Source organism: Mesoterricola sp. MK458, from assembly GCF_055384935.1.
Genome location: NZ_AP045075.1, coordinates 3,206,307 through 3,231,529 on the forward strand (window position 1 = coordinate 3,206,307; position 25,223 = coordinate 3,231,529).

The 25,223-nt window shown below is 69.6% G+C and carries 19 protein-coding genes; 13 read left to right on the forward strand and 6 right to left on the reverse strand.

Annotated features, from left to right (window positions below; genetic code table 11):
• Nucleotides 1–180: 180 nt before the first annotated feature.
• Genes ACZ5LB_RS13980 through metH form a run of 6 tightly spaced genes read left to right on the forward strand, consistent with a single transcriptional unit; the run spans nucleotide 181 to nucleotide 9,294 of the window.
• The gene (locus ACZ5LB_RS13980; protein WP_464602820.1) at nucleotides 181–1,473 is read left to right on the forward strand and encodes an O-acetylhomoserine aminocarboxypropyltransferase/cysteine synthase family protein; all 1,293 of its coding nucleotides are present in this window, start codon (nucleotides 181–183) and stop codon (nucleotides 1,471–1,473) included.
• On the forward strand, nucleotides 1,470–2,384 hold the full coding sequence (locus tag ACZ5LB_RS13985; protein WP_464602821.1) for an alpha/beta fold hydrolase: 915 nt from the start codon (nucleotides 1,470–1,472) through the stop codon (nucleotides 2,382–2,384). Before ACZ5LB_RS13980 ends, ACZ5LB_RS13985 begins: the two co-directional genes overlap by 4 nt.
• A complete protein-coding gene (locus ACZ5LB_RS13990; RefSeq protein WP_464602822.1) occupies nucleotides 2,381–3,733 on the forward strand; it encodes an aspartate kinase in 1,353 nt (450 codons plus the stop codon). The genes ACZ5LB_RS13985 and ACZ5LB_RS13990 overlap by 4 nt, the downstream gene beginning before the upstream one ends.
• Complete coding sequence (locus ACZ5LB_RS13995; RefSeq protein ID WP_464602823.1) at nucleotides 3,730–5,574, forward strand: bifunctional homocysteine S-methyltransferase/methylenetetrahydrofolate reductase; 1,845 nt, start codon at nucleotides 3,730–3,732, stop codon at nucleotides 5,572–5,574. The genes ACZ5LB_RS13990 and ACZ5LB_RS13995 overlap by 4 nt, the downstream gene beginning before the upstream one ends.
• Entirely contained in the window at nucleotides 5,567–5,866 is a 300-nt protein-coding gene (locus tag ACZ5LB_RS14000) for a 2Fe-2S iron-sulfur cluster-binding protein (RefSeq protein WP_464602824.1), read from the forward strand. Before ACZ5LB_RS13995 ends, ACZ5LB_RS14000 begins: the two co-directional genes overlap by 8 nt.
• Entirely contained in the window at nucleotides 5,863–9,294 is a 3,432-nt protein-coding gene (metH, locus tag ACZ5LB_RS14005) for a methionine synthase (protein ID WP_464602825.1), read from the forward strand. Before ACZ5LB_RS14000 ends, metH begins: the two co-directional genes overlap by 4 nt.
• Nucleotides 9,295–9,300: 6 nt before the next feature.
• Here the strand turns inward: metH and ACZ5LB_RS14010 are convergent, their stop codons facing one another.
• Nucleotides 9,301–9,486: a hypothetical protein gene (locus tag ACZ5LB_RS14010; RefSeq protein WP_464602826.1), complete on the reverse strand. Its 186-nt coding sequence runs from the start codon at nucleotides 9,484–9,486 to the stop codon at nucleotides 9,301–9,303.
• 123 nt (nucleotides 9,487–9,609) lie between these two features.
• On the opposite strand from ACZ5LB_RS14010, the gene ACZ5LB_RS14015 reads away from it, so the two are divergent.
• The 4 genes from ACZ5LB_RS14015 (at nucleotide 9,610) to ACZ5LB_RS14030 (ending at nucleotide 15,077) form a co-directional block, all read left to right on the forward strand.
• Nucleotides 9,610–10,149: a uracil-DNA glycosylase family protein gene (locus tag ACZ5LB_RS14015; RefSeq protein ID WP_464602827.1), complete on the forward strand. Its 540-nt coding sequence runs from the start codon at nucleotides 9,610–9,612 to the stop codon at nucleotides 10,147–10,149.
• Between the two features lie 4 nt (nucleotides 10,150–10,153).
• Nucleotides 10,154–10,933 (forward strand): YwiC-like family protein, encoded by a 780-nt coding sequence (locus tag ACZ5LB_RS14020; RefSeq protein ID WP_464602828.1) that lies wholly within the window; start codon nucleotides 10,154–10,156, stop codon nucleotides 10,931–10,933.
• A 105-nt stretch (nucleotides 10,934–11,038) separates the two neighbouring features.
• The gene (locus tag ACZ5LB_RS14025; RefSeq protein ID WP_464602829.1) at nucleotides 11,039–13,798 is read left to right on the forward strand and encodes a M16 family metallopeptidase; all 2,760 of its coding nucleotides are present in this window, start codon (nucleotides 11,039–11,041) and stop codon (nucleotides 13,796–13,798) included.
• A gap of 91 nt (nucleotides 13,799–13,889) precedes the next feature.
• Nucleotides 13,890–15,077: an RluA family pseudouridine synthase gene (locus tag ACZ5LB_RS14030; RefSeq protein WP_464602830.1), complete on the forward strand. Its 1,188-nt coding sequence runs from the start codon at nucleotides 13,890–13,892 to the stop codon at nucleotides 15,075–15,077.
• Here ACZ5LB_RS14030 and ACZ5LB_RS14035 read toward each other — a convergent pair.
• Entirely contained in the window at nucleotides 15,074–15,559 is a 486-nt protein-coding gene (locus ACZ5LB_RS14035; RefSeq protein WP_464602831.1) for a MarR family winged helix-turn-helix transcriptional regulator, read from the reverse strand. The two genes, ACZ5LB_RS14030 and ACZ5LB_RS14035, sit on opposite strands and share 4 nt — an antisense overlap.
• A 282-nt stretch (nucleotides 15,560–15,841) precedes the next feature.
• On the opposite strand from ACZ5LB_RS14035, the gene ACZ5LB_RS14040 reads away from it, so the two are divergent.
• Nucleotides 15,842–16,417, forward strand: coding sequence for an NADH-quinone oxidoreductase subunit NuoE family protein (locus ACZ5LB_RS14040; RefSeq protein ID WP_464602832.1), 576 nt, complete (start codon nucleotides 15,842–15,844; stop codon nucleotides 16,415–16,417).
• Between the two features lie 2 nt (nucleotides 16,418–16,419).
• Complete coding sequence (nuoF, locus tag ACZ5LB_RS14045) at nucleotides 16,420–17,793, forward strand: NADH-quinone oxidoreductase subunit NuoF (RefSeq protein WP_464602833.1); 1,374 nt, start codon at nucleotides 16,420–16,422, stop codon at nucleotides 17,791–17,793.
• A 361-nt stretch (nucleotides 17,794–18,154) separates the two neighbouring features.
• Here nuoF and ACZ5LB_RS14050 read toward each other — a convergent pair whose 3' ends face one another.
• The 4 genes from ACZ5LB_RS14050 to ACZ5LB_RS14065 all read right to left on the reverse strand — a co-directional run bounded on the left by ACZ5LB_RS14050 (nucleotide 18,155) and on the right by ACZ5LB_RS14065 (nucleotide 22,392).
• The gene (locus tag ACZ5LB_RS14050) at nucleotides 18,155–18,976 is read right to left on the reverse strand and encodes a hypothetical protein (RefSeq protein WP_464602834.1); all 822 of its coding nucleotides are present in this window, start codon (nucleotides 18,974–18,976) and stop codon (nucleotides 18,155–18,157) included.
• 838 nt (nucleotides 18,977–19,814) lie between these two features.
• Nucleotides 19,815–21,182, reverse strand: coding sequence for a NupC/NupG family nucleoside CNT transporter (locus ACZ5LB_RS14055; protein WP_464602835.1), 1,368 nt, complete (start codon nucleotides 21,180–21,182; stop codon nucleotides 19,815–19,817).
• Between the two features lie 81 nt (nucleotides 21,183–21,263).
• Nucleotides 21,264–21,623, reverse strand: coding sequence for a roadblock/LC7 domain-containing protein (locus tag ACZ5LB_RS14060; RefSeq protein WP_464602836.1), 360 nt, complete (start codon nucleotides 21,621–21,623; stop codon nucleotides 21,264–21,266).
• Nucleotides 21,624–21,690: 67 nt separating this feature from the next.
• Nucleotides 21,691–22,392 (reverse strand): hypothetical protein, encoded by a 702-nt coding sequence (locus ACZ5LB_RS14065; protein WP_464602837.1) that lies wholly within the window; start codon nucleotides 22,390–22,392, stop codon nucleotides 21,691–21,693.
• A gap of 138 nt (nucleotides 22,393–22,530) precedes the next feature.
• Here ACZ5LB_RS14065 and ACZ5LB_RS14070 point away from each other — a divergent pair, with 138 nt between their 5' ends.
• Nucleotides 22,531–25,218 (forward strand): HEAT repeat domain-containing protein, encoded by a 2,688-nt coding sequence (locus tag ACZ5LB_RS14070; protein WP_464602838.1) that lies wholly within the window; start codon nucleotides 22,531–22,533, stop codon nucleotides 25,216–25,218.
• Nucleotides 25,219–25,223 lie beyond the last annotated feature (5 nt).

Sequence of the window (25,223 nt, forward strand, 5' to 3'; positions counted from 1 at the left end):
ATGTGACTGCCAAGACACAGACGGAAAGGGGCCCGATACATTCGGGCCCCTTTCCGTCCATGTGAAGCTCGCGAGGAACCGAAGGCTCCCTCGACACGTCCGGAGGCCCCTAGCGGGGAGACAAGGACCCAAGCAATCCCCCCCCACGGCGGGTAGGGGACGTTTTATCCGGAGCCCACCTTGAGCCCACGCCAGCCCCACTTCGAAACCATCGCCCTCCACGGGGGCCACAGCCCGGACGGGGACACCCGCAGCCGCGCGGTGCCCATCTACCAGACCACCAGCTACGTCTTCGACTCCACCGAGCACGGGGCGCGCCTGTTCGGCCTGGAGGAGCCCGGCAACATCTACACCCGCATCGGAAACCCCACGGTGGACGTCCTGGAAAAGCGCGTGGCCCAGTTGGAGGGCGGCGTGGCGGCGGTGGCCACCGCCTCGGGACAGGCGGCCATCACCCTGGCGGTGGTGACCCTGGCCCAGGCCGGGGACCACCTGGTCGCCGGCACCAACCTCTACGGGGGCACCCACACGCTCTTCAGCCAGAGCCTCAAGCGCCTGGGCATCGCCGTCACCTTCGTGGACAGCGGCGACCCGGACGCCTTCCGCAAGGCCCTGCGCCCTTCCACCAAGGCCATCTACCTGGAGGCCCTGGGCAACCCCAAGCTGGACGTGCCCCATTTCGATGCGCTGGCCGCGGTGGCCCGGGAGGCGGGGGTGCCACTCATCGTGGACAACACCCTGGCCTCCCCCTGGCTCTGCCAGCCCCTGAAGCACGGGGCGGACCTGGTGGTCCACAGCGCCACGAAGTACCTCGGGGGCCACGGCACGAGCCTGGGCGGCGTGGTGGTGGATGGGGGCACCTTCGACTGGACCAACGGGAAGTTCCCGGAATTCACGCAGCCCAACCCCTCCTACCACGGGGCGGTCCTCACGGAGGTGGCGGGTCCGGCGGCCTTCGCGGCCAAGGCGCGCCTGGAGGGCCTGCGGGACTTCGGCCCGGCCCTGTCGCCCTTCAACGCCTTCCTGCTGCTCCAGGGCATCGAGACCCTCCCCATCCGCATGGACCGCCACGGCAGCAACGCCCTGGCCATCGCCCAGTGGCTGGAGGCCCACCCCCGGGTGGCCTGGGTCAACTACCCGGGCCTCCCCGGCCACCCCAGCCACGCCCTGGCGCGGCGCTACTTCCGGGAGGGCGCGGGCTTCGGGGGCATCCTCACCTTCGGCGTGAAGGGGGGGCTGGCCGCCGGGGGCAAGGTCATCAACGCGGTGGAGCTCTTCTCCCGCCTGGCCAACGTGGGCGACGCCAAGAGCCTCATCATCCACCCGGCCTCCACCACCCACCAGCAGCTCAGCGCCGAGGACCGCGCCACCAACGGCGTCACCGACGACCTCATCCGGCTCTCCATCGGCCTGGAGAACCTCGAGGACCTGAAGGCCGACCTGGACCAGGCCCTGGGCGGGGTGGGCGCTTGACCCAGGCCTTCCTCTCCCCGGAGGGCGTGCGCACCGCCTTCCGCGTCACCGGGCACGGGCCGGCCAAGGTCCTTCTCCTCCACGCGCTCACCGGCGGCCCCGACGCCGCCGACGCGCCGGGGGTGAAGGGCTGGTGGGGTCCCATGTTCGAGCTGGAGGCGCCCCTTTCGGCATCGGCGGCCACGGTGTGGACGCCCAACCTCGCCGGGAGCTGCTACGGCGCCCAGGGGCCGGAGCCCCGGGGCGGCTGGTCCACCCGGTACCAGGCCGAGGTGCTGGCCCAGTGGCTGCGCGCGGAGGACCTCACCTTCGACGCGCTCCTGGGGGGGTCCCTGGGGGGCATGGTGGCGCTGGAACTGGCGGTCCTGGAGCCCGGGCGCTTCAAGGCGGTGGGCGTCATCGGCTGCGGGGGCCGCGCCGACGCGTGGCTCTGGGGGGCCACGGAGGCCCAGCGGGCGATCCTGGCCAGCCCTTCCCTGGGCGACGACGAGGCCATCGCCCTGGCGCGCCGGGTGGCCATGCTCACCTTCCGGAGCCCCGCGGGCCTGGCGGAGCGGTTCGCGGCTCCGGGCGAACTGCGGGATTGGCTGGCCTTCCATGGCAGGGGACTGGCGGCGCGGTTCACCCGGGCGGCCTACGCGGCCCTGCTGGACGCCATGGACAACCACGACCTCACCCGGGGCCGGGGCCCCCTGCCCGAGGTCCTGGCCCGCCTGGGCGGAACGCTCCACGTGCTGGGCCTGGAGGGGGACATGCTCTTCTCCGCGGCCTGCCTGGAGGAACTGATGGAAGCGGCCCGGAAGGCCGGGCGCCTGGGGGAGGCCCGCTGGGTGCGGAGTCCCCACGGGCACGACGCCTTCCTCATCGAATGGGACCAGGTGAAGGCCTGGCTGAAGGAGGTACTGCCTTGAACGTCCTGAAATTCGGAGGAACCAGCGTCGGCACCCGGGAGGCCCTGGAACGGGCGGCGGAGATCATCGGCCGCGAACTGCCCCGGGGGGGCCTCGTGGTGGTCTCGGCCCTGTCGGGCACCACGGACCTGATCCTCAAGGCCATCAACGCCTCCGCCCAGGGGGATCTGGAAGCCTCGGGCGCGGCCCGCATCGCCCTGGAGGCCCGGCACTGGGCCACGGCCCGGGCCCTGGGCGTGGACGAGGCGGTGCGCCCCCACTGGGAGCCCCTCTTCCAGAACCTGGCGGGCCTGCTGCAGGGCATGGGGCTCCTGTGGGAGGCCTCCCCCCGTTCCCGGGACGCCGCCCTGGCCCTGGGGGAGACGCTCTCGGCGCGGCTCCTGGTGGCCCTGCTGGTGAACCGCGGCCTGCCGGCCTCGTTCCGGGACGTGCGGGAGGTATTGCGCACCGACGCCCGTCACGGCCGGGCCCGGCCCGACCTGGAGCGCATCCGGGACGCCGCCGGACCCTGGCGGGAGGGCCTAGCCGCGGGCGCCCTGTGGGTCACCCAGGGGTTCCTGGGCACGGCGCCCGACGGGTCCACCACGACCCTGGGCCGGGGAGGCTCGGACACCACCGCCACCCTCCTGGGCGAAGCCCTGCACGCCTCGGAGGTCCAGATCTGGACGGACGTGGACGGGGTGCTCAGCGCCGACCCCAGCCTGGTGCCGGAAGCCCGGCCCATTCCGGTCATGAGCCTCCGGGAGGCGGCGGCCCTGTCGGCCTTCGGCGCCAAGGTGCTCCACGCCGACGCCCTGGCGCCCGTGAGCCGGGCCGGCTTCGGCCTGGTGGTGGCCAACACGCACCGTCCCGAGGGTTCCCGCACGGAGATCCGCGCCGAGGCTCCCGCCCGCCGGCCCGGGGAGATCACGTCGGTGGCCTACAAGGAGGGCGTTTCCTGCCTGCGGGTCCCCCCCGCCCAGGACCTGGAGCAGCTCTTCCTGGCCTCCACCCGGCTGCTGGAGGCCGGGGCCTCCCTGTACGGCCTCCTGGCCACCCCCGACGGCGGGCTCCTGGTGGCCAAGGGGGAGACGGCGGATTCCGAAGCCGTGCTGCGGGACCTGGCGGCCTCCGGGCTTTCCGTGCAGCGGGGCTGGGCGGCGGTGGCCCTGGTGGGCGAGGGGCTGAAGGAGGCGCCGGGACGGGCCCTCAGCCTGCTGGAGCCCCTGGGGGACGAGCCGGTGGCGGCCGTCCTGGCGGGGGACACCGGGGTCTCCCTGGCCTTCCTGGTGCCGGACCACCGGCTTTCTTTGTTGATTCCCAGGCTGCATGCGCATTGCATGGAGTCAGCACCCAGGAGCGGCGGATGACCCAGACCTTCACCGAAGCCCTGAATTCCGGGCAGTGTTTCCTCTTCGACGGCTCCACGCCCACCGTACTTTACGAGCGGGGCGTCTACATCAACCGCTCCTTCGACGAGGCCAACCTGGCCTCCCCGGAGCTGGTGGGCGCCATCCACCAGGAGTTCCGGGCCGCGGGCGCCCAGGTGGTCACCACCAACACCTGGGCGGCCAACCGCCTGAAGCTGCAGGGCTACGGCCTCGCGGAAACCCTCCGGGACATCAACCTCAAGGGTGCGCTCCTGGCGCGGGCCGCCCTGGACGACGGCGACCCGGGCTGGGTGGCGGGGTGCATCGGCCCCCTGGGGGTGCGCATCGAGCCCTGGGGTCCCACCTCCTTCGAGGAGGCCCGCGGGTTCTTCGCCGAGCAGGCCCGGGCGCTGATCGAAGGCGGCGTGGACCTCTTCGTGCTGGAGAGCTTCGCGGACCTCAACGAGATCCACCAGGCCATCCTGGCCATCAAGGAGGTCTGCGCGCTGCCGGTGGTGGCCCAGATGACCCCCAACGACGAGGGCCAGACCCTCTACGGCACCGAGCCGGAATGGTACATCGCCAAGCTGGCGGAATGGGGCGCCGACCTCGTGGGCGTCAACGGCGGCACCGGCCCGGCCCCCCTGCTGGACCTGCTCAAGCGGTTCCGGGCCGTGACGTCCTGCCCCCTCATCCTCCAGCCCAGCGCCGGATTGCCGCGCATGGTGGACGGGCGCCTCCTGTACATGGCCAGCCCCGAGTACCTGGGCGAGTTCGCGCGCCAGGCCTTCCAGCTCGGGGTCCGGGCCGTGGGCGGCTGCGCGGGCACGACCCCGGGGCACACCCGCTCCATGCGGGGCGCGCTCAGGCAGGAGAAGGCCTTCGTGGAAGGCGCCACGGAGCGGCCTTCCCCCGAGGCCGCCCACTTCCCGGTTCCCCAGGCCGAGCGCAGCGCCTTCAGCCGGAAGATCGCCGAGGGCGAATTCGTGACCACCATCGAGCTGGTGCCCCCCAAGGGCATCAGCGCCGACAAGCTGGTGGAGAAGGCGGCCTACTGCCGCGACCGGGGCGTGGACGCCATCAACGTCCCCGACGGCCCCCGGGCCATGGCGCGCATGTCGGCCCTGGCCACCGCCGTGATCATCCAGCAGCGCGTGGGCATGGAGGCCCTCATGCACTTCGCCTGCCGGGACCGGAACCTGCTGGGCATCCAGAGCGACCTCCTGGGCGCCGCGGGCCTGGGCGTGCAGAACGTCCTGGCCATCACGGGCGATCCCCCGAAGCTGGGCCCCTACCCCAACGCCACGGCGGTCTTCGACGTGGACGCCATCGGCCTGGTGAACATCCTGCGCTGCCTGAATTCGGGCCTGGACCTGGGCGGCAGCAACATCGGCGTGCCCACGCGGTTCAGCATCGGCGTGGGGGCCAATCCGGTGGCCGTGGACGCGGACCGGGAGCAGGCGCGTTTCCGCTACAAGGTGGACGCGGGCGCGGAATGGGCCATCACCCAGCCGGTATTTGACGCCGACGCGCTGTTCCGCTTCCTGGAGTTCGCCGAGCCCCTGGGCATCCCGGTCATCGCCGGCATCTGGCCCCTGAAGAGCCTTCGCAACGCCGAGTTCATGGCCAACGAGGTGCCCGGGGTGACGCTGCCCGACGTCCTTCTCAAGCGCATGGCCCGGTGGCACTCCGCCGAGGACCAGCTGAAGGAGGGCCTGGACATCGCCCGGGAGATCATCGCCCGGGTGCGCCCGGCGGTGCGGGGCCTGCAACTCTCCGCGCCCCTGGGGCAGGTGGAGCTCCTGGAAACCTTGCTGGACGCGGGGGTGGACCATGGCTGAAACGGCGCGCGTGCGCTTCCTCCCCGAGGACCTGCTGGTGGAGGCGCCCCCGGGCACGCCCCTGCAGGCCATCGCCGACGCCTCGGGCGCCGACCTCACCTTCGGCTGCCGCACCGGATCCTGCGGCACCTGCAGGGTGCGGATCCTTTCCGGCCTGGAACACTGCTCGGCCATGGGCCCCGAGGAGCGGGACTTCCTGCGGGGCATGGACGCCCCCGCCGGCCATCGCCTGGCGTGCCAGGTCTCCGTGGCCGGGGACGTGGTGGTGGAATACCTGGGGGTGGACGCGTGACTTCCCTTTCTTCGCTTCTCCTGGAACGCGCCCTCCTGCTCGACGGGGGCATGGGCACCCAGATCATGGCCCGCCGGCCCACCGTGGACGACTTCGGCGGCCCCGCCCTGGAAGGCTGCATGGAGCTGCTGTGCCAGCGCCGCCCCGAGTGGATCCGGGACATCCACGCCGCCTACCTGGACGCGGGCGCCGACGCGGTGGAGACCAACACCTTCGGCGCCAACCAGGTGGTGCTCGGGGAATTCGGCATCCCCGAACGGGCCGAGGAGCTGAACATCGCCGCGGCGTCCCTGGCCCTGGACGTGGCCAGGTCCTACGACCGGCGCCGCTACGTGGTGGGCTCCGTGGGCCCCGGCACCAAGCTCATCACCCTGGGCCACATCGCCTACGGCCCGCTGTACGAGAGCTACCTGGCCCAGATGCGCGGCCTCCTGCTGGGCGGCGTGGACAGCATCCTCATCGAGACCAGCCAGGACCTGGGCCAGATCAAGCTGGCCGTGCGCGCGGCCAAGGACGCCATGGCCCAGCTGAAGCGGGAATGCCCCCTGTGGGTCCAGGCCACGGTGGAGACCACCGGAACCCTGCTCCTGGGCACGGAGATCCAGGCCGTGATCACCAGCATCGAGATGCTGGGCGTGGACGTCATCGGGCTCAACTGCGGCACCGGCCCGGACGAGATGCACGCCCCCCTGCAGGCCCTGGCGGAGCAGTCGCCCTGCCGCATCAGCTGCCTGCCCAACGCGGGCCTGCCCGTGAACCGGGACGGGGCCCTGGTGTACCCCCTGGAGCCCGAGGCCTTCGCCGGGAAGGTGGCCCACCTGGCCAAGGAGTTCAACCTGAACATCGTGGGCGGCTGCTGCGGCACCACCCCCGACCACATCCGCGCCCTGCGTGCCCATCTGGGCACCTCGGGCGTCACCCACCGCACCCCTTCCCTGGACCGGGCGGTTTCCAGCCTCTACCAGAGCGTCCCCCTGCGCCAGGAGCCCCGCCCCCTGATCGTGGGGGAGCGGACCAACGCCAACGGGTCAAAGAAGTTCCGGGACCTCCTGGCCAAGGAGGACATCGACGGCCTGGTGGACATCGCCCGGGACCAGCAGCGGGAGGGCTCCCACATGCTGGACGTTTGCGTGGCCTACGTGGGCCGCGACGAGGCCGCGGACATGGAGGCCTTCCTGAAGAAGGCCGTGGGGCAGGTGCTCCTGCCCCTCATGATCGACTCCACGGAGGTGCCGGTCATCGAGAAGGCCCTCCAGGCCGCCCCCGGCAAGTGCGTGGTCAACTCCATCAACTTCGAGGACGGGGAGGAACGGGCCCGCAGGGTGCTGGACCTCTGCCGCACCTACGGCGCGGCCGTGGTGGGCCTGACCATCGACGAGAAGGGCATGGCCCGCACGGCCCAGGCCAAGGCCGACGTCGCCGCCCGGCTCCACGATCTGGTCGTGGGCGAATACGGCTTCAACCCCTCAGACCTGATCATCGATCCCCTCACCTTCACCCTGGGCAGCGGGGAGGAAGCCTTCCGCCGGTCGGCCCTGGAGACCCTGGAGGCCATCCGCCTCATCAAGGCCCGGCACCACGGCGTGCTCACCCTGCTGGGCGTCAGCAACGTGAGCTTCGGCCTGGCCCCCGGCGTGCGCCACGTGGTCAACGCCCTCATGCTCTACCACGCCGTTCGGGCCGGCCTGGACCTGGCCATCTTCAACTCGGCCAAGGTCATCCCCGTGGCCGAGATCGATCCGGAGCAGCGCACGGCGGCGGAGGACCTGATCTTCGACCGGCGGCGGGAGGGCTACGACCCCCTGAAAGCCGTCATGGCCCTGTTCGGCACGGGCCAGGCGGCCCCCGCAGCGGGACCCGAGGGCCGGAACCTGCCCGTGGAGGAGCGCCTGAAGCGCGACATCCTGGGCGGGGAGAAGCGCCTGATCCTGGACGACGTGGACGAGGCCCTGGCCACGATCCCGCCCCTGGACATCATCAACCGGATCCTCCTGGACGCCATGCGCGTGGTGGGCGAGCGCTTCGGGGCCGGCGAGATGCAGCTGCCCTTCGTGCTGGAGAGCGCCGAGGCCATGAAGACCGCCGTGAAGGCCATCGAGCCCCACATCCCCAAGGAGGCCTCGGTCACCAAGGGGCGGGTGATCCTCGCCACGGTGAAGGGCGACGTCCACGACATCGGCAAGAACCTGGTGGAGATCATCCTTTCCAACAACGGCTACGAGGTGCTGAACCTGGGCATCAAGCAGCCCGTGGAGGCCATCCTGGCCGCGCTGGAGGGCTACCCCGCCGACGCCCTGGGCCTCTCGGGGCTGCTGGTGAAGTCCACCACGGTCATGCGGGAGAACCTGATCTTCATGGCGGAAAAGGGCCTGGACATCCCGGTGATCCTCGGGGGCGCCGCGCTCACCCGGGACTTCGTGGCCGAGCAGTGCCAGTCCGTCTACGGCGGCCGGGTGCTCTACGCGGGGGACGCCTTCGAGGGCCTGCGCCACATGGACAACCTCATCCGCGGGGGCGGGGCGGCGGAGCCCGCGGCGGCCCCGCCGGGAACGACGGGGATCACGGTGCTGCGCCGGGGCTCGGCCCAGGTGCCCCTCACCCCCGCCGGCCAGAGTTCCTGGGTGAAGCGGGACCTGCCGGCGCCCGAGCCCCCCTTCTGGGGCGTGCGCCAGCCCGAGGTGGGCCTGGACGACCTCTTCGCCTTCCTGGACACCTTCGTGGTGATCCGCAACCGGTGGTCCTTCACCCAGGGCAAACTCACCGACGAGGCCTTCGAGGCCGTGCTCCGGGAAAAGGCCGAGCCCCTCCTGGCCGCCTGGAAGCGCCGGATCCTCGACGAGGGCCTCCTGGAACCCAAGGCCCGCTATGGCTACCTGCCCGTGCAGGCCCGGGGGGACAGCCTGCGGGTCTTCGCGCCGGACCGCACCACCCTCCTGGCCACCCTGGCCCTGCCCCGGCAGGATGCGGGCCGGCGCCTGTGCGTGGCCGATTTCTTCGAACCGGAGGCCCCGGGGCGCTTCGACGTGCTGGCGCTCCAGGTGGTCACCCTGGGGAACCGGGCCGCGGAGCTGGCCTCGGAGCTCTACCGCTCGGACCGGTACGCGGACTACTTCCTCTTCCACGGCCTGGCCACGGAACTCACGGAGGCCTTCGCCGAGCACCTCCACGCCCGGGTCCGCCGGGAGCTGGGGATCCACGGGAAGGACGCCACCCAGCTGCGCCAGCTCTTCAGCCAGGGCTACCAGGGCTCCCGGTACTCCTTCGGCTATCCGGCCTGCCCGGACCTGGAGGGCAACGCCGCCCTCCTGGACCTCCTGGACGGCGCCCGCATCGGGGTGTCGATCACGGACCAGTTCCAGATGGATCCGGAATACACCACCTCCGCCCTCATCGCCTGGCATCCCCAGGCCCGGTATTTCGCGGTTTGATCTTGGTCACTTCTGCTGCATGAGCCATTCAACCAAACGCACGTGAAAACGGGTCGGGTCGTCCAGATCGCTCCGCTTCAGGCGGGGGGGGCGGGAAATTTCCAAAGCCTCCACCTTCCCGGTGGCGGGGATGTAAGTACCTGATTCCACCATTCTTTTTATGCCCACATCCAGGCCAGGGGTCGAATTCATGCCCGCCTCCCGCACTTCAAAATCGCATCTTCCAAGATAAGCCTCTGGCAATCTGATGCCATGGCACGGATTCTTCAAACCCAGGTCGCCCCCCTTTTTCCTCCCCGGGGACCGGTCCGGGTGATGCTGTTCGGCGAGGCCCCGGGACCCCGGGGGGCCGACCAGAGCGGGATCCCCTTCTGGGGGGACCGGGCCGGGACCTGCGTGTTCCGGGCCCTGGAGGCCGCGGGCCTGGCCGAAGTGCCCCCGGAGGCCTACCGGGACTGGGACGGCGCCCGCTTCCGGGACGCGGGCCTGGCGCCCTCGCTCCGGGAGGTCGCCCTCAGCAACGCCTTCCCGGTGTGCCCCACCCGGGACTTCCAGACCTTCCGCGCCCCCTCCGACAAGGAGCTCCTGGCCCCGGCCAACCTGGAAAGGCTCCGGGAGGAACTGGCGCGGGCCTCGGACCGATGCCCGGGGCGGCTGCGGGTCATCGCCATGGGGCGCCGGGCCCAGTGGGTCTTCGGCCGCATCGAAGGGGTTCCGGACTTCCAGCTGGAGGTCCTGCCCCATCCTTCCTCCCAGGGCCTCCTCCAGGCCGCTCCCGGGAAGGGTAAAGGATTGAAGTTGGAAGATCTTAGACGCGAGTGGGAGGCCAGGCTCGCGGCCCTGTTGGAGAGATGACACGATGCCCAAGGAAACCTTCCCCCTCTGGCCCCGCGAACACGGCGCCTATGCCCAGCTGGGTGTGGCCCTCCTGTGCGGAGCCGCCCTGGGGCACGGCTCCCGCGGCATCTTCCAGGCCGTGCTGGCGGTGACCCTCTTCCTGGCCAGCGAACCGGCCCTGGTCCTCCTGGGCCGCCGGGGCGAAGCCGCCCGGGGGGCCTCCCAGGTGCAGGCCGCCCTGCGCCTGGTGATCCTGGGCTCCATCCTCCTGCTGGCCATTTTCGGGGCCTGGATCGGCGCTCCGGCCGCGCATCTCCTGGGGCTCCTCCCCGCGGCCCTCCTGGGCGCGGCCCTCTTCTTCCTGTTCCTCATCCGGCAGGAGCGCACGGCCGCCGGCGAGCTGGTGGCGGCCTGGGCCTTTTCCGCCACGGCGGGCAGCGTGGTGCTGCTGGGCGGCGGAGGCCCCAGCAGGGCCTTCCTGCTGGCGCTCCTCCTGGGCGGCATGTTCACCCTGGCCACCGCGGTGGTGCACTGCCACATCCTTGCCCTCAAGCGCGGCAGCTCCTGGGTGCCCAGGTTCTGCGCCTTCGCCCTGGGCGCGGCCCTGGCCACCGCGGCGGGTCTGGCCGCCCTGAAGGGAAGCCTGCCCCGGGCCGCCGGGGCCGCGCTGGCGCCCATGGCCCTGGCGGCCCTGTGGGTGTGGGTCGCACCGCCCTCCCCGCGCCAGCTCAAGCAGGTGGGCTGGGCCGCCACCGCCATGGCCCTCCTGGGCGGGGGGCTGGCCGTTCTCGGGCTGTGGTGACCGCCCGGCCCCGGGGACCCGCCCGCCGCCGACCGGCTGCGGACGGCACGAAACGCGAGCATGCACTGCTGTTCAGTCTGGAGAAATACGATGTCTGGAATTCGATTGAACCTGCCCCTGGCGGCCGTGATGATCCTGGGGGGCCTGCCGTCCCCCGCCGCGGCCCCCGCTTCCAAGGCCACCCCCAGGGGCCCCGTGAAGGTCGCCTCGGTGGAGGGCATCACTGAATACCGGCTGGGCAACGGCCTGAAGGTCCTGCTCTTCCCCGACCCCACCAAGCCCAACGTCACCGTCAACATCACCTACCTCGTGGGAAGCCGGGACGAGAGCTACGGCGAGACGGGCATGGCCCACCTCCTGGAGCACATGATCTTCAAGGGCACCGCACGGCACCCCGACATCCCCGGGGAGCTCACGCTCCACGGCGCCGACTACAACGGCACCACCAGCTACGACCGCACCAACTACTACGAATCCATGAAGGCCTCGGACGAGAACCTGAAATGGGCCCTGGACCTGGAAGCGGACCGCATGGTCAACAGCTGGGTGGCGGTGGATCCGGCCAAGGCCGCGGACCTGCTCAGGACGGAGATGACCGTCGTGCGCAACGAGTTCGAGAGCGGCGAGAACCAGCCCTTCCGGGTCCTCATGGAGCGGGTCCTGGAGACCGCCTACATCTGGCACAACTACGGCAAGCCCACCATCGGGTGCCGGGCCGACATCGAAAACGTCAACATCCACCACCTCTCCGCCTTCTTCCGGAAGTACTACCAGCCCGACAACGCCGTGCTGACCGTGGCCGGCAGGTTCGATCCCACCAAGACGCTGGCCCTGGTGAACGCGGCCTTCGGCCGCATCCCCCGCCCCTCCCGCAAGCTCGAGCCCACCCACACGGTGGAGCCCACCCAGGACGGCGAACGCAGCGTGACGGTGCGCCGGGTGGGTGACACCCAGCTGGTCCTGGCCGCCTACCACATGCCCGCCGGCGCGGACCCGGACCTGGCCCCCCTGGCGGTGCTGAGCCAGGTGCTGGGCTCGGCCCCCTCGGGCCGGCTCCACAAGGCCCTGGTGGAATCCGGAAAGGCCGCCCAGGTGTTCTCCATGGCCGAGCAGCTGCGGGAGCCCGGGATCTTCCTCGTGGGCGCCATGGTCCGTCCCGGGGCCGACCTGACGGAAGCCCGGGACCGGGTCCTCGCCACCACCGAGGAGGTGGGCGGGACCGCCTTCACCGCCGAGGAGGTGGAGCGGGCCCGCACGGCCATCCTCAAGCAGGTGGACCTGACCCTCAACCAGTCCGACCAGGTGGGCCTCGCGCTGAGCGAAGCCATCGCCAACGGGGACTGGCGCACCTTCTTCCTGGACCGGGACCGGGTGAAGGCCGTCACGCCGGCCGATGTGGCCCGGGTGGCCAAGGCCTACCTGAAGCCCAGCAACCGCACCCTGGGCCTCTTCGTGCCCACCCCCAAACCCGACCGCGCCGAGATCCCGCCCATGCGGGACGTGGCGGCCATGGTCAAGGACTACAAGGGTCAGGAGACCGTCAGCCTGGGCGAGGCCTTCGACGTGGCCCCCGGGGCCATCGACCGGCGCACCGTGCGCTTTGCCACCGCCGCCGGGCTGAAGGTGGCCCTGGTGCCCAAGAAGACCCGGGGAGGCGCGGTGGACGTCGCCCTCAACCTCCACTTCGGCACCGAGGCGGCCCTCATGGACCTGGGCCCGCGCGGCACCCTCGCGGGGGCCATGCTCCTGCGGGGCACGGCCCGCCATACCCGCCAGGAACTGGCCGACACCCTGGACAAGCTCAAGGCCAACGTGCACCTGGGGGGCAACGCTGAGGGCGTCCGCGGCACCGTCGAGACGGTGCGGGAGAACCTGCCCGCCGTCCTGGGCCTGGTCACCGAGGCCCTCAAGGAGGCGTCCTTCCCGGCCGGCGAATTCGACATGCTCCGCCAGGAGTTCCTGGCCGGCATGGAGGCCCAGCGCAGCGATCCCCAGGCCCTGGCCACCGTCGCCTACCGCCGGGCCCTCAACCTCTGGCCCAAGGGGCACCCCCGCTACGCCGGGACCCTCGACGAGGCCATCGGCGAGATGAAGGCCGCCCGGGTGGAGGACGTCAAGGCCTTCCATGACGCCTTCTATGGCGCCTCCCACGGCGAACTGACCATCGTCGGCGACGTGGACGCCGGGGAGACCCGCGCCCTGGTGGAACAGCTCCTGGGGTCCTGGAAGAGCCCCGCGCCCTACCAGCGCATCGCCAACGCCTACAAGGAGGCGCCGGCCCAGGCCCAGGTGATCGAGACCCCCGACAAGGCCAACGCCATGGTCCTGGGCGGGCTCAATCTGGCGGTGAAGGAAGGCGACCCGGACTACCCCGCCCTGCTCCTGGGCGACTTCATGGTGGGCGGCAACCCCTTCAATTCCCGGCTTGGGGCCCGGGTGCGGGTGAAGGAGGGCCTCAGCTACGGCGTGGGCTCCCAGCTCCAGGCCAGCGCCCTGGACCCCTTCGGGCTCTGGACCTTCTACGCCATCTGCGCCCCCCAGAACGCCGCCAAGGCCGAGGCCGCCATCCGCGAGGAGCTGGCCCTGGCGCTGGCCTCGGGCTTTTCCGCCAAGGAGCTCGCCGAGGCCAAGACCGGCTGGCTCCAGGCCGAGGAACAAGGCCGGGCCCAGGACCCCCAGCTGGCCGCCCTGCTCCAGCGCAATGCCGAGGCGGGCCGGACCATGGCCTTCCAGGCCGACCTGGAAAAGCGCGTCGCCGCCCTCACCAGCGACCAGATCGTGGCCGCCCTGAAACGGCACCTGGACCCCGCCCGCATCACCCTGGTGAAGGCCGGGGATTTCCGGAAGGCCGCTGAAGCCAAGTAGTCCAGGCGATTTCGCTTGAAAAATATAGGATTTCGTGGTCTTCTTCCAGCAAGCCCAGCGTTTCAACGGACGCCAGGCACTGGAGGAGCCCATGGCCCGATCGAAGGAAAACTGGACCGGCGCGGTCGAAGGTAGCGCCCTCGCCGCCGAACTGCACCGCAAGCTGGAGGTCAGCCACCGGCAGGCCAAGGGCCTCATCGACGCCGGCTGCGTCAAGGTCGGCGGGGTGGAGGTGCGCAGCTACGGCCACCGCCTCAAGGCCGACGATGTCATCGACGTGGTCTTCGACCCGGACATGGTCTACAACACGCTGCCCAAGCCCAGCAAGTCCGCGGGCAGCCCCTTCACGATCCTCCTGGAGGACAAGCACCTGGTGTTCGTGGACAAGCCCGCGGGTCTTCTGACGGTGCCCGCCGAGAAGAACACCGACCCCTGCCTGGCCGAGGCCCTCACGGACCACTACCGCCGCCGGGGCTTCAAGCGCTTCCAGCTCTTCATCGCCCACCGCCTGGACCGCTTCACCTCGGGCGTGCTGGTCTTCGCCAAGACCCCCGAGGCCCTCAACGGCCTCAAGCGCATCTTCGACGAGCACCACCTCCACCGCATCTACAAGGCGATCCTCGTGGGCGAGCTGCCCGAGAACGCCGGAACCCTCTCCGACAAGCTGGTGGAACGGAAGTCCCTGCGCATGCAGGTGGTGCCAGAGAGCGCCAAGGGCAAGCAGGACGTCAAGGGCGCCAAGGTCGCCATCACCCACTACCGCGTACTGGAGCGCCTCCCGGGGCACACCGTCGTGGAGGTGAAGCTGGAGACGGGCCGGCGCAACCAGATCCGCGTGCAGTTCGCCGACCGCGGCTTCCCCCTCCTGGGGGACCAGGTCTACGGCACGCCCAGCCCCATCATCGACCGCCAGGCCCTCCACGCCGAGCTGCTGGGCTTCCGCCACCCGGTCACCGGCGAGTCCGTGACCGCCTCGGCCCCCATGCCCCCCGACATGGAAAAGGCCCTCAAGGCCCTGCGGACCGCGCGCCGCGTGGAGCGCGCCGACGCCGGCCTCAAGGGCGAGGCCGACATCTACAAGCCCAAGATCACCGCCGAGCGCAAGCTGGACCGGGTCCGGCGCGCGGAGCGGTTCACCCGGGACGAGCCCCGGCGCGGCCCCGCGGCCCGCGAGGACGCCCCCCGTCCGCGCCGCCCCGCCGATGCCCGCCCCGCGGGGGGCCGGCCCGTGGCCAAGCCCGCCGGCGGGTTCCGCAAGCCCGGCCCCAAAAAGGGCTAGTCCGCCGATTCCAGCCGGCCCTGCATCGCCTCCCGCAGCTTCTGCTGCAGGGCGATGAGGGTGCGGCCCTCCTCGGGCCCCAGGAGGCCGTCGATCTCGCGGCAGAGGGCGGTGTGCACCGGGGCCAGCCTGGCCTCCAGCGCCCGCCCTTCGGGCGTGAGCTTCACGAGGCAACCCCGGCGGTCGTTGGGGTCCTCCCTCCGGCACACCAGGCCCGCCTTGACCATGCGGTCCACGAGGCGGGGCACGTCCGCGCTCCGGGAGATGATGCGCCGGCGCAGCTCCCGGATGAGGTAGCCGTCCTCGGGGCCCCCCTTGAGGATCCGCAGCACGTTGAACTGCTGGTCCGTGATGCCGGCGGGCTTGAAGAGCCGCTCGTCGGAGAGCCGGGTGGCGTACTCCCGGCACAGGAGGATGGACAGGAGCAGCTCCTGGCCGGGTTCCAGGGGCTTGGTGATGAGGAGCTCTTCGCGCAGCTGCATGGGGTGGCCGTTTCCTGTGCCCTTGGGCGTGCCTTCAGTGTAGATGGGGCTGGCGTCGTGTCCAGCCGCGCGATTTCCTCGGTGGTGGCGGCCGGAGGGAGGCGCGAAAGGCCAGCGGGCGCGGGCCCGGGGGCGCCCACGGAAACAGCATGTTTAAACATATTTACACCGGAACCACGCCCCGGGCGCGCCGGCGGGCGGGGCCCGCCGCGAGGCTTTGGTGCCGTGGTGCGGGGGATACAGGATAGACTGGGTGCTCTTAGTTACCTTCCCGGACGAGCCATGAACCATCCCCTGCCTCCTGAAACCAGCGATGTGCCCCTGGCGCCGGGCGAACGTCTACCCAAGGCGCAGCGGGAGAAACTCAGCCCGGAAGCCATCGCCCGGATCCAGGCCATCGCCTCCCAGTTCCCGGATCGCATGGCCGGGACCCTTCCGGCCCTGTACATCGCCCAGAAGGAGTTCGGCTTCCTGAGCCTGGGGGCCATGAAGGAAGTGGCCGCGGCGCTGGGGGTCACCGAGGCGCACGTCTTCGGCGTGGCCACGTTCTACACCATGTTCCGGAAAAAGCCCGTGGGGCGGTACCACTTCGAGGTGTGCACCAACCTCTGCTGCGCCCTGAACGGGGCCGCGGACCTCCTGGCCAAGGTCATCGAGAAGACCGGCGCCAGGCCCGGGGAAGGCCCGTCCCCGGACGGCCTCTGGAGCGTGGACGAGGTGGAATGCCTGGCCTCCTGCGGAAGCGGCCCCTGCATCCAGATCAATCACGGCGTCTTCGATGAATTCGTGGACGAGGCGAAGCTGGAGGCCATCATGGACGCCTGCCGGCGCGGCGAGACCGCAGCGTGGGGGGAGTGACCATGGCCGCCATCCGCACCAAGCCCGACCACCAGATCTACACCTTCGACGGGTTCGGCTCGTCGAAGTACCCCAACCTCATGCTCCGCGGGGCCGGCGACCTGGACAACTGGCACCTCAGGGTCTACACCCAGAAGTGGGAGGGATACGAGGCCTGCCGCAAGGCCCTGAAAATGGAGCCCGCCGCCGTCATCGCCGAGGTGAAGACCTCGGACCTGCGCGGGCGGGGCGGCGCCGGTTTCCGCACCGGCATGAAATGGGGCTTCATGCCCAAGGACACCCCCGAACGCAAGCTCACGCGCTACCTGGTGTGCAACGGCGACGAGGGCGAGCCCGGCACGTTCAAGGACCGGGCGATCCTGGAATACAACCCCCACCAGCTCATCGAGGGCATGATCATCGCCGGGTGGGCCATGCAGTGCCGCACCGGATTCATCTACCTGCGGGGCGAGTTCTCCTGGCTCATCGACAAGCTCGAGGCCGCGCTGCAGGAGGCCCGCGACGCCGGGTTCCTGGGCCGGGACATCCTGGGCACCGGCTGGGACTTCGACATCCTCACCTACCGCGGCGCGGGCGCCTACATCTGCGGCGAAGAGACCGCCCTGCTCAACAGCCTCGAGGGCCGCCGCGGCGAACCCCGGGTGAAGCCGCCCTTCCCGGCCTCCGTGGGCGCCTTCGGCCAGCCCACCACCGTGAACAACGTGGAGACGCTGGCGGCCGTGGCCCCCATCCTCCGCATGGGCGGCCACGCCTACGCGCAGCTGGGCACTCCCGGCAACACCGGCACCCGCATCTACGGCCTCAGCGGCCACGTGAAGCGCCCCGGCCTCTACGAGCTCCCCCTGGGCCTGCCCATGGACTTCATCCTCAACGACCTGGGCGGCGGTTCCAGCACGGGCCGGAAGCTCAAGGCCGTCATCCCCGGCGGCTCCAGCGCCCCGGTCTTCGACGCGAAGGACTTCGACTGCCCCATGGACTTCGACACCGTCAAGGCGCGGGGCTCCATGGCGGGTTCGGGCGGCATGATCGTCATGGACGAGAGCACCTGCATGGTCCAGGCCCTGCTCCGGCTCACCCACTTCTACGCCCACGAAAGCTGCGGCCAGTGCACCCCCTGCCGCGAAGGCTGCAACTGGATGGAGATGATCCTCCACCGCATCGAGCACGGCCAGGGCCGCTCTACCGACCTGGACCTGCTGGCGAGCCTGCCCCCGCGCATCAACCTCCGGACCCTGTGCCCCCTGGGGGACGCCGCCTGCGGCCCCGTGGAGTCCTTCCTGCAGAAGTTCAGGCCCGAGTTCGAGTTCCACATCGAGCACAAGGCCTGCATGGCGGGGGCGAAGAGCATCCTGCCGGAGCTGGCGGCGGCGCACTGAGACGTCCCCGTTCGGGCGGCCTGCGGGCAGCCGGGTTTTGATTTTTGTCGATCGTAATCGACGATTTTGGGATAACCGTTGAAATCATCGACCGAGATCGACACATGGTGGATGACGTGGGCCTTCCCGACTTTTGAAGCCTGAAGTTATTCCTCCGCGACCCTCCGCGAGTCCTCAGCGCCTTCGCGTTCAAGTGGTTCTCCAGGCGGGTCGGCGCGTTGCGTCAGTGGACGGTCGCGCCGGCACACACCAGCAGCCAATTGGACGCGGCGCTGAGATCACGCAGAGGAACGCGAAGAACCGCCTTTTGGATTTCTTTTCGCCCCTGCCGCCCGTCACCACCTCAGGGCTGAGCAGGACACTACCGTGAACAACGTGGACCTTCCTGCAGAAGCATCAGCCTCCCGGCCAGATCAAACCCGAAAGGCAGGGTTTCGCCCACGGGCCAGGAGGTGGGGGCGCGCTCGAGGATGGCTGGATCCGGTTCGCCGACCCGCCCCTCGAAGGGGTCGACCTCCTTCCATTCAATCTGGTCCAGTGCAAGGCCCTCGGACTGCTGCGCGACGGTGCTCTTTGGCGCGGTTTCCGACCGGATGGAATCCTCGATCGCCTTCCGGGTCCGCATGGCCACCAGCACCCGATCGTTGGGCATGGGCTGGATCCCCAGGAGGACGGGGCTGTGCTGTTTCCGCCCCGACAGGCAATCGTCGTCCAGCGGCAGGAGCTTGATCGTCCGCGAGGGCCACGGGTCCTCGTCCTTGATCACCCAGATGATGCCGGCGTTCCAGGAGACCACCAGGAATGCCCCCTTCACCTGCACCGGAAACTCCAGGAACGGGAGGAGCCCCCGGTAACGGAGGGCCACCTGGGCCATCCACGCTCCGCCCGGCCCCGCCGGACGGAATGACTGGAAGACCGGCGCGTCCAAGGAGATGGGAATCAGGGCTTCCGCCTTGAAGACCCCGGCATTCGTCTGCCTCCACCAGGAGCAGATGGAGGCGTCCCTTCCTTTGGAAAACCCGGGCATCACGTCCATGACGAAAAACCGCGAGCCGGATTCGGTTTGATAGAGCTTCGACGGCAGCCCGAAGAATTCGTCGCGTCCGAAGGTCCCGAAATCGATGGGGAAATTTTCCCAGAGCCCCGGGAGCCTCTGCTGGGAGACCAGGATCGTCCTGTCCACGAGCCGGCACGTGGTAGCGACACCGGCGCGGTATGTCAGGCCCAAGGCACTCTCGGGTTCTTCAAGGGTCTCCTCCTTTCCGGTCTTCTGGTCGGCGATTTCAAGCGCGCGACCGAAATCAAGGGATCGAATGCGCTTCCCGCCACTCCAGACGAGCCCCGGCTGGTCGCGAAAACCCGGGGATACGGTGGAATCCTGTGACCACAGGCAACAAAGGCATGAAAGGGAATAGATAATTGTCTTAATGGAATGCATGGTATGCATGAATGAATCCCAGACTGGAACGTCTTCACCTAAGGATCGATTGCCTGTAACAGGGTACTTCCGACCTCGCTAAATATGCGGGATCACCCAAAGCAACATGGCCGAGTTAAAATCGATTTTCCATTTGAACCATTTCTTAAGATGGGCAATTCGAAATACATTTATTGTGTTCATTTTTTACAAGAAGAGTCCAGGCAAGTAGTTCGATACCTGTGAGCAGGGATCCCGCCTTAACCTTTTCTACAAAAGCCTTGTCACAGGTCTTCACACAGTCCCTGTGGGCAGTGGATCCTCCACTCCTGGAGTCCATTTCATCGAAGATGGGGTGTTGAATTCCAGGCGTTTGAGGAGTAATTGCGCCGAGATTAGCGGACGCAATAATTATAACTAAGACGGGAAAATTCAATTTAATCATAAATATTCTCCAAAAAAATTATATTTTAATAAATCCGCAAAATTGCGAACCGAAACACCATGCTAATTCACCTCCGGCCGAGGCGCAAGGCCCCGGCCGGACTTTTCACTGTCGGAACGAGACGGCCTAATTTGGCCCCGACCCGTCCCGGCTTTCCCTTCAGCTCAGGATCCCCGCGATGCAGGCCGACATGAAGTTCGCCAGCGTCCCCGCGATCATGGCCTTCAGGCCCAGCCGCGCGAGGTCGCCGCGGCGTTCGGGCACCAGGGCGCCGATGCCGCCCACCTGGATGGCGATGCTGCTGAAGTTGGCGAAGCCGCACAGGGCGAAGGTGGAGACGAGGCGGGCCTTGGTGCTCAGCTCGGGGAGGTTGCCCAGCTGGATGAAGGCCACGAACTCGTTGATGACCATGCGCTGGCCCAGGAGGGAGCCCACGATGCCGGCTTCCTTCCAGGGGATGCCCATGAGCCACGCGAAGGGGCGGAACAGGACGCCCAGCACCAGTTCCAGGGATAGCGCCGGGAAGATGGCCTTCAGGACGCCGTTCATGAGCGCGATGAGCGCGATGAAGGCGATGAGCATCCCGGCGACGTTGATGGCCAGGTGCAGGCCCTCGGAGGCCCCGCGGGCGGCAGCGTCCAGGACGTTGGCGTCGTTGGAGGGGATGTTCACCTGGACCTCGCCGGCGGTGGCGGGGGTGCCGGTTTCCGGCTCCAGGATCTTGGCGATCATGATGGCGCCGGGGGCGGTCATGATGACGGCGGTGAGGAGGTGCACCACGTCCACGTGGGCCACCTGCACGTAGGCCACCATGATGGAGCCCGACACGTGGGCCATGCCGGCGGTCATGACCACCATGAGCTCGGACCGGGTGAGGCCGGCGAGGTAGGGGCGGATGGTCAGCGGCGCTTCGGTCTGGCCCATGAGGATGCTGGCCGAGACCGAAAGGCTCTCGGCGCCGCTCACCTTCAGGAAGCGGCTGATGGCGCGGGAGAAGGCCCCCACCACCCACTGCATGGCGCCCACGTGGTAGAGCACGGCGAAGATGCTGGCCACGAAGATGATCGTGGGGAGCACCACGAAGGCGAAGATCATGCCCATGCTGCCCACGGTGGCGCCCTGGGCGTTGGTGACGGCGGCGCCCGAAGGCGTGGCCAGGGGGCCGAAGACGAAGGTGGCGCCGGCCTTGGCGTAGGACATGAGGCCTTCCACCACCACGCGCGCCTTGTCGAAGACCGAGCCCACCAGGTTGCCGCGCACCAGGGCCACGGTCACCACGGTGCCCAGGGCCCACTTGAACCAGGCCACCTGGAGGATGCCGTAGCGCTTGAAGACCATCGGCACGAAGAGGAGGGCGAAGATCACCCAGCCGGCGTGGGGCGGGAAGGGGATGAAGCCCAGGGCGTGCGAAAGGGCCTCGCCCTTGAGCACCACCAGGGCCAGGATCCACTGCAGGGCCATGCCCCAGCCGACGGTTTTCCAGTGGATGGCTTTGCGGTTCGAGGACCACGCATAGGCCAGAGCCATGAAGCAGACAAGACCAAGAAGACCCGTGAATCGGACCATGATTCTCCCTTGACACTCGTTTTTGTTTGTTTCAGAAGGGTTCTACAGCTCGCGGTTGAGCTGTTCCAGGGCCTGCTGCATCTGGAAGCGGGCGCGGCCCAGGACGCCGTCCCGGCGCATCACCAGCACCAGGGAGCAGTGTTCCATCCCGCCCATCATGAGGATCCAGTGCTGGTCGGTGCAGAAGGCCACCTGCTCGACTTCGCCCCGGTCGAATTCCTCCACCGCCTGCTGGAGGTGGCGCTTGACGACGTTCCGGTAGGCGCCCAGCAGCTGCAGGGCGTCGTTGGGCACCTCGATGGTGCGCGAGCAGAGGGGATCCCCGTCCTTGTCGTTGAAGGTCGCCGCGATGGCTTCGGGCACCCGCTCGATAAGATTGTCCAGAATCGCCTGGAAGGACATGGGGGAACTCCCTTGGGGAAGGTCCAATGATGACCTGTCCGCCCGGGCAACGCCACCATGAACCATTCTACAGGAGCAGGAGAACCATCACGAGGCAGGCCAGGATCGTCAGGATCAGCCACGCGCCCACCAGGGCCACGTGGACCAGGGTGGCCATCACGCCCTTCCAGGGTGGGCAGCCGTGCCACGCGGCCAGGGCGTAGCCCCGGAGGATCCAGAAATAGACGGCCACGGGCAGGAGGAGCAGCCCGAAGGCGGACCCCACCGCGGGAAGGTCGGCCAGCAGGGCCGCGGCGGCCCCGAGGGCGCCCACCTTGAGGGCCTCGGCGTCGGCCACGAGGCTGGCGCGGAACCCGCGGCGCTCCCGGAGGCCGCCCAGGAGCCACAGGGCCACGTGGTCGAAGGTGGCGTCGTGGAGCCAGAGGCCCAGGACGGTCACGGGCGCCAGCAGCGCCATCCACGGCAGCAGCCCGTGGAGCCCGGGGGCCTCGGGCAGGCGCGCCAGGGCCGCGCGCAGTTCGCCGGGATCGACGGTCTCCCCCAGCCTCGGGAGGATGTACGTCCACAGGTCGCTGTCGGGGGAGGCGAGCCGGCCGTAGATATCCGCGATGCCCACATAGCTCAGCGCCATGCCCAGGAAGGCCAGGGGCGCCCGCAGCACCAGCAGGCTCCGGACCGCCTCAGCCAGGGTGGGCGTCTGGGCGGCCCTCGCCCGGAAGCCTTCCCGGGGGCGGATGGCCCGTGCCCAGAGCTCGCGGAAGGATTCCATCAGCGCCTCACGGCCGGGGCCCCGGGGAGGCGGGGCGCGGCCCAGGGCAGAAAATAGGGGATGCGCATGTGGAAACGCTAGCGAATCGCGCCGATTGTGAAAAGAATAATGCTTGCCGCCCCTTTCCCACAGGTTGGAATGCCAAGTACCCTCCGGAAGATCCCGCTCACGCCCCTGGACACCCTTCGCGACCTCCTCAAGGAGTTCGCCGAGGGGGACGTGCAGTTCCCGGCGCGCCTGGTCAGCCAGGTCCAGACGCTCAAAAAGCAGGCCCTGCAGGAACTTGGCAGCCGGCTCGGTTCCCAGGGCACGTCCCGGGGCCTGCGCAAGGCCATCCTGGCCCTGGTGGCCAAGTTCGACTGGCCCGAGTGGACCCCCTGGATCGCCATGGCCCTCAAGACCGAGCAGGACCTGGGCATCTTCGACGAGGGGTGCGCCGCCCTGGGGGCCCTGGGAACCCGGGGAGCCCTGACGGCCCTCCAGGCCCTCAAGACCTCCCGCACCGAGCCCGACCCCCAGGTGATCCTCAACCGCGAACTGGGCCTGTTCCAGAGCCAGCAGGGCGCCGCCTACCACATCAGCCGCCTCATGGAAGGCCAGGGCAACGTCCGCATGGCCACCCAGGGCGCCAAGCTGCTGGGGGCCACGGCCGGCGCCCAGGACCTGGGCGCCATCGTGGAGGCCTACCACAACGGCGACCCCCTCACCCAGCGCCTGGTCATCCGGGTCATGGGTTCCCTGCCCGAGGCCGGGGCCACGGCCTTCCTGAAGGCGGTGGCGGACTCGGCCCGGGAGGACTTCCTGGACCACCAGCTCCTGCAGGCCGGACTCAACCGCCTCCAGACGCTGCAGCGGGCCTCGATCCTGCCCGAGCTCCTGCGCCAGACCGTGGCGCACTTCTCGGTCCGGCACCCCGAGACCCAGGAGCTGCTCGCGAGCCTCCAGCGGGCCGCGGCCCAGGAGGAGCCCGACATCGTGGGCGCGGTCGAGGAGCTGCGCCCCTGGGTTGCGGGCGCCTACGAGACCTTCCTCAGCGACGCCCTGACCCTCATCGGGGAAGGCAAGGTGGCCCGGTACTCGGCCATGGTGTCCGACGCCGCCCAGGGCGTGGAGGCCCGCCTGGCCTTCCTGACCGCCCTGGTGGACCAGGTGGCCGAGGCCCTGGCCTTCAAGGTGGACTGCGGGGAGATCGCCCGGGAGGAGATCATTCCCATCTTCGCGCCGATCATGCGCAGCCGGGCCGGGGGCGACGGGTTCGTCACGGCCTTCCTGCGCCTGCTCCCCGTGTCGGAGACGGCCCTGCTGGGCGAGCTGCTCAAGGACCCCGACATCACGCGCCGGGAAAAGTACCTGGACGCCCTGGGCACCCGCGAGGACGACGCCCTGACGCCCTTCTTCCTGGCGGCCATGGAGGATCCCATCGTCGAGGTGGGCCAGAGGGCCATCCACCATCTGGGCAAGCTGCCTTCCAGCTTCCCGGCCCTCATGGGCATGTTCGAGAGCGGCCAGCAGGACCAGGTGCGCAGCGCCATCCGCGTCTTCGGGGAGAACCGCACGCGCATGGCCGCGGAGCCCCTCCTGGCCTTCCTCCAGAAGGACAGCCGGGACACCCTCATCCTGGAGACGGTGGAGGCCCTTTCCGCCATCGGCTACGCCGGCAGCGCGCCGGTACTCTTGGATCTGCTCCACGACGGGAAGCCCCTGAACCTCCAGATCGCCCTGGCCACCGCCCTCAAGGAGCTGGGGACCCCGGAGGCCTCCCTCGGCCTCCTGGGCAAGGCCCCCAACCTCAAGCAGTCCCAGGTGCTCATCCTGGCCCTGGAAGGCACCTTGACCGCCTTCCCGGGCTTCGACCGGCCCCTGCCCCTGGACGCCCTGCCCGACTTCCTGAAGCTCTTCGAGCGCTGCTGCGACGAGCGCGAAGGGGAAGGCCAGCGCCTGCGCGCCATCATGGCCTCCCAGGACCTCTTCGTCTTCGACCGGGCCGCCTACAGCCAGTTGAAGGACCGGGTCTCCGACTTCCTGTTCGACATGCGCACCAAGGAGACCTGGGACCGGGAATCCAACGACCGTGTCGCCCTGGTGGTCAAGGAACTGGCCCGGCGCGGCGACGGCCTGGGGCTCCTGGCCCAGAAGGAAGCCGACATCACCGCCCAGATCCAGAAGGTGCCCGAGAAGGGCCCGAAGAAGGCCGAGGCCCTCCTGGCCCTGCGGGAGGCCCTGGCCGACCCCGAGCTGATCATCCGCCCGGAGCTGGCCCAGACCCTCTCCGACCTGGTGCTCGGCCTGCTCGCGGCTCCGGGCGCCGAGTGGAAGGAGGTGGCCCACCTCTGCGAGATCGGCGGCCTCACCCGCCAGCCCGGGCTGGTGGAACCCATCCGGGAGATCTACCTGGGGGCCTCGGGCCTGGGCCTCAAGAGCGCGGCCCGCTCCGCCCTCCTGGCCCTGGGCCTTTCGGAATCCGACCTGAACAGGCGGCCCCCGGTGCGCTCCATCCTCCTCCTCGAGCCCAGCGCCTTCTTCCGCAAGCGCCTGGCCCACGCCCTGGCCGACGGGATCCGGGAGGTCATGGAGGCCGGCAACCGGGAGGAGGCCAGCGCGGTCCTGGCGGCCCGCACCGTGGACCTGGTCATCACCGAGAGCAAGGACGCCCAGGGCGACCTCGCTCCCTGGCTGGAGGAACTCAAGGGCCGCGAGCGCTTCCGCTACGCCCTGCTCTCCACCGCCAACCGGGACATCGCGCAGCTGCGGGGGAACGCCTGGGTCATCGGGGCCCTGTTCAAGCCCTACCCCACCGAGCACGTCGTCCAGGCGCTGGAGCCCTGATGGGG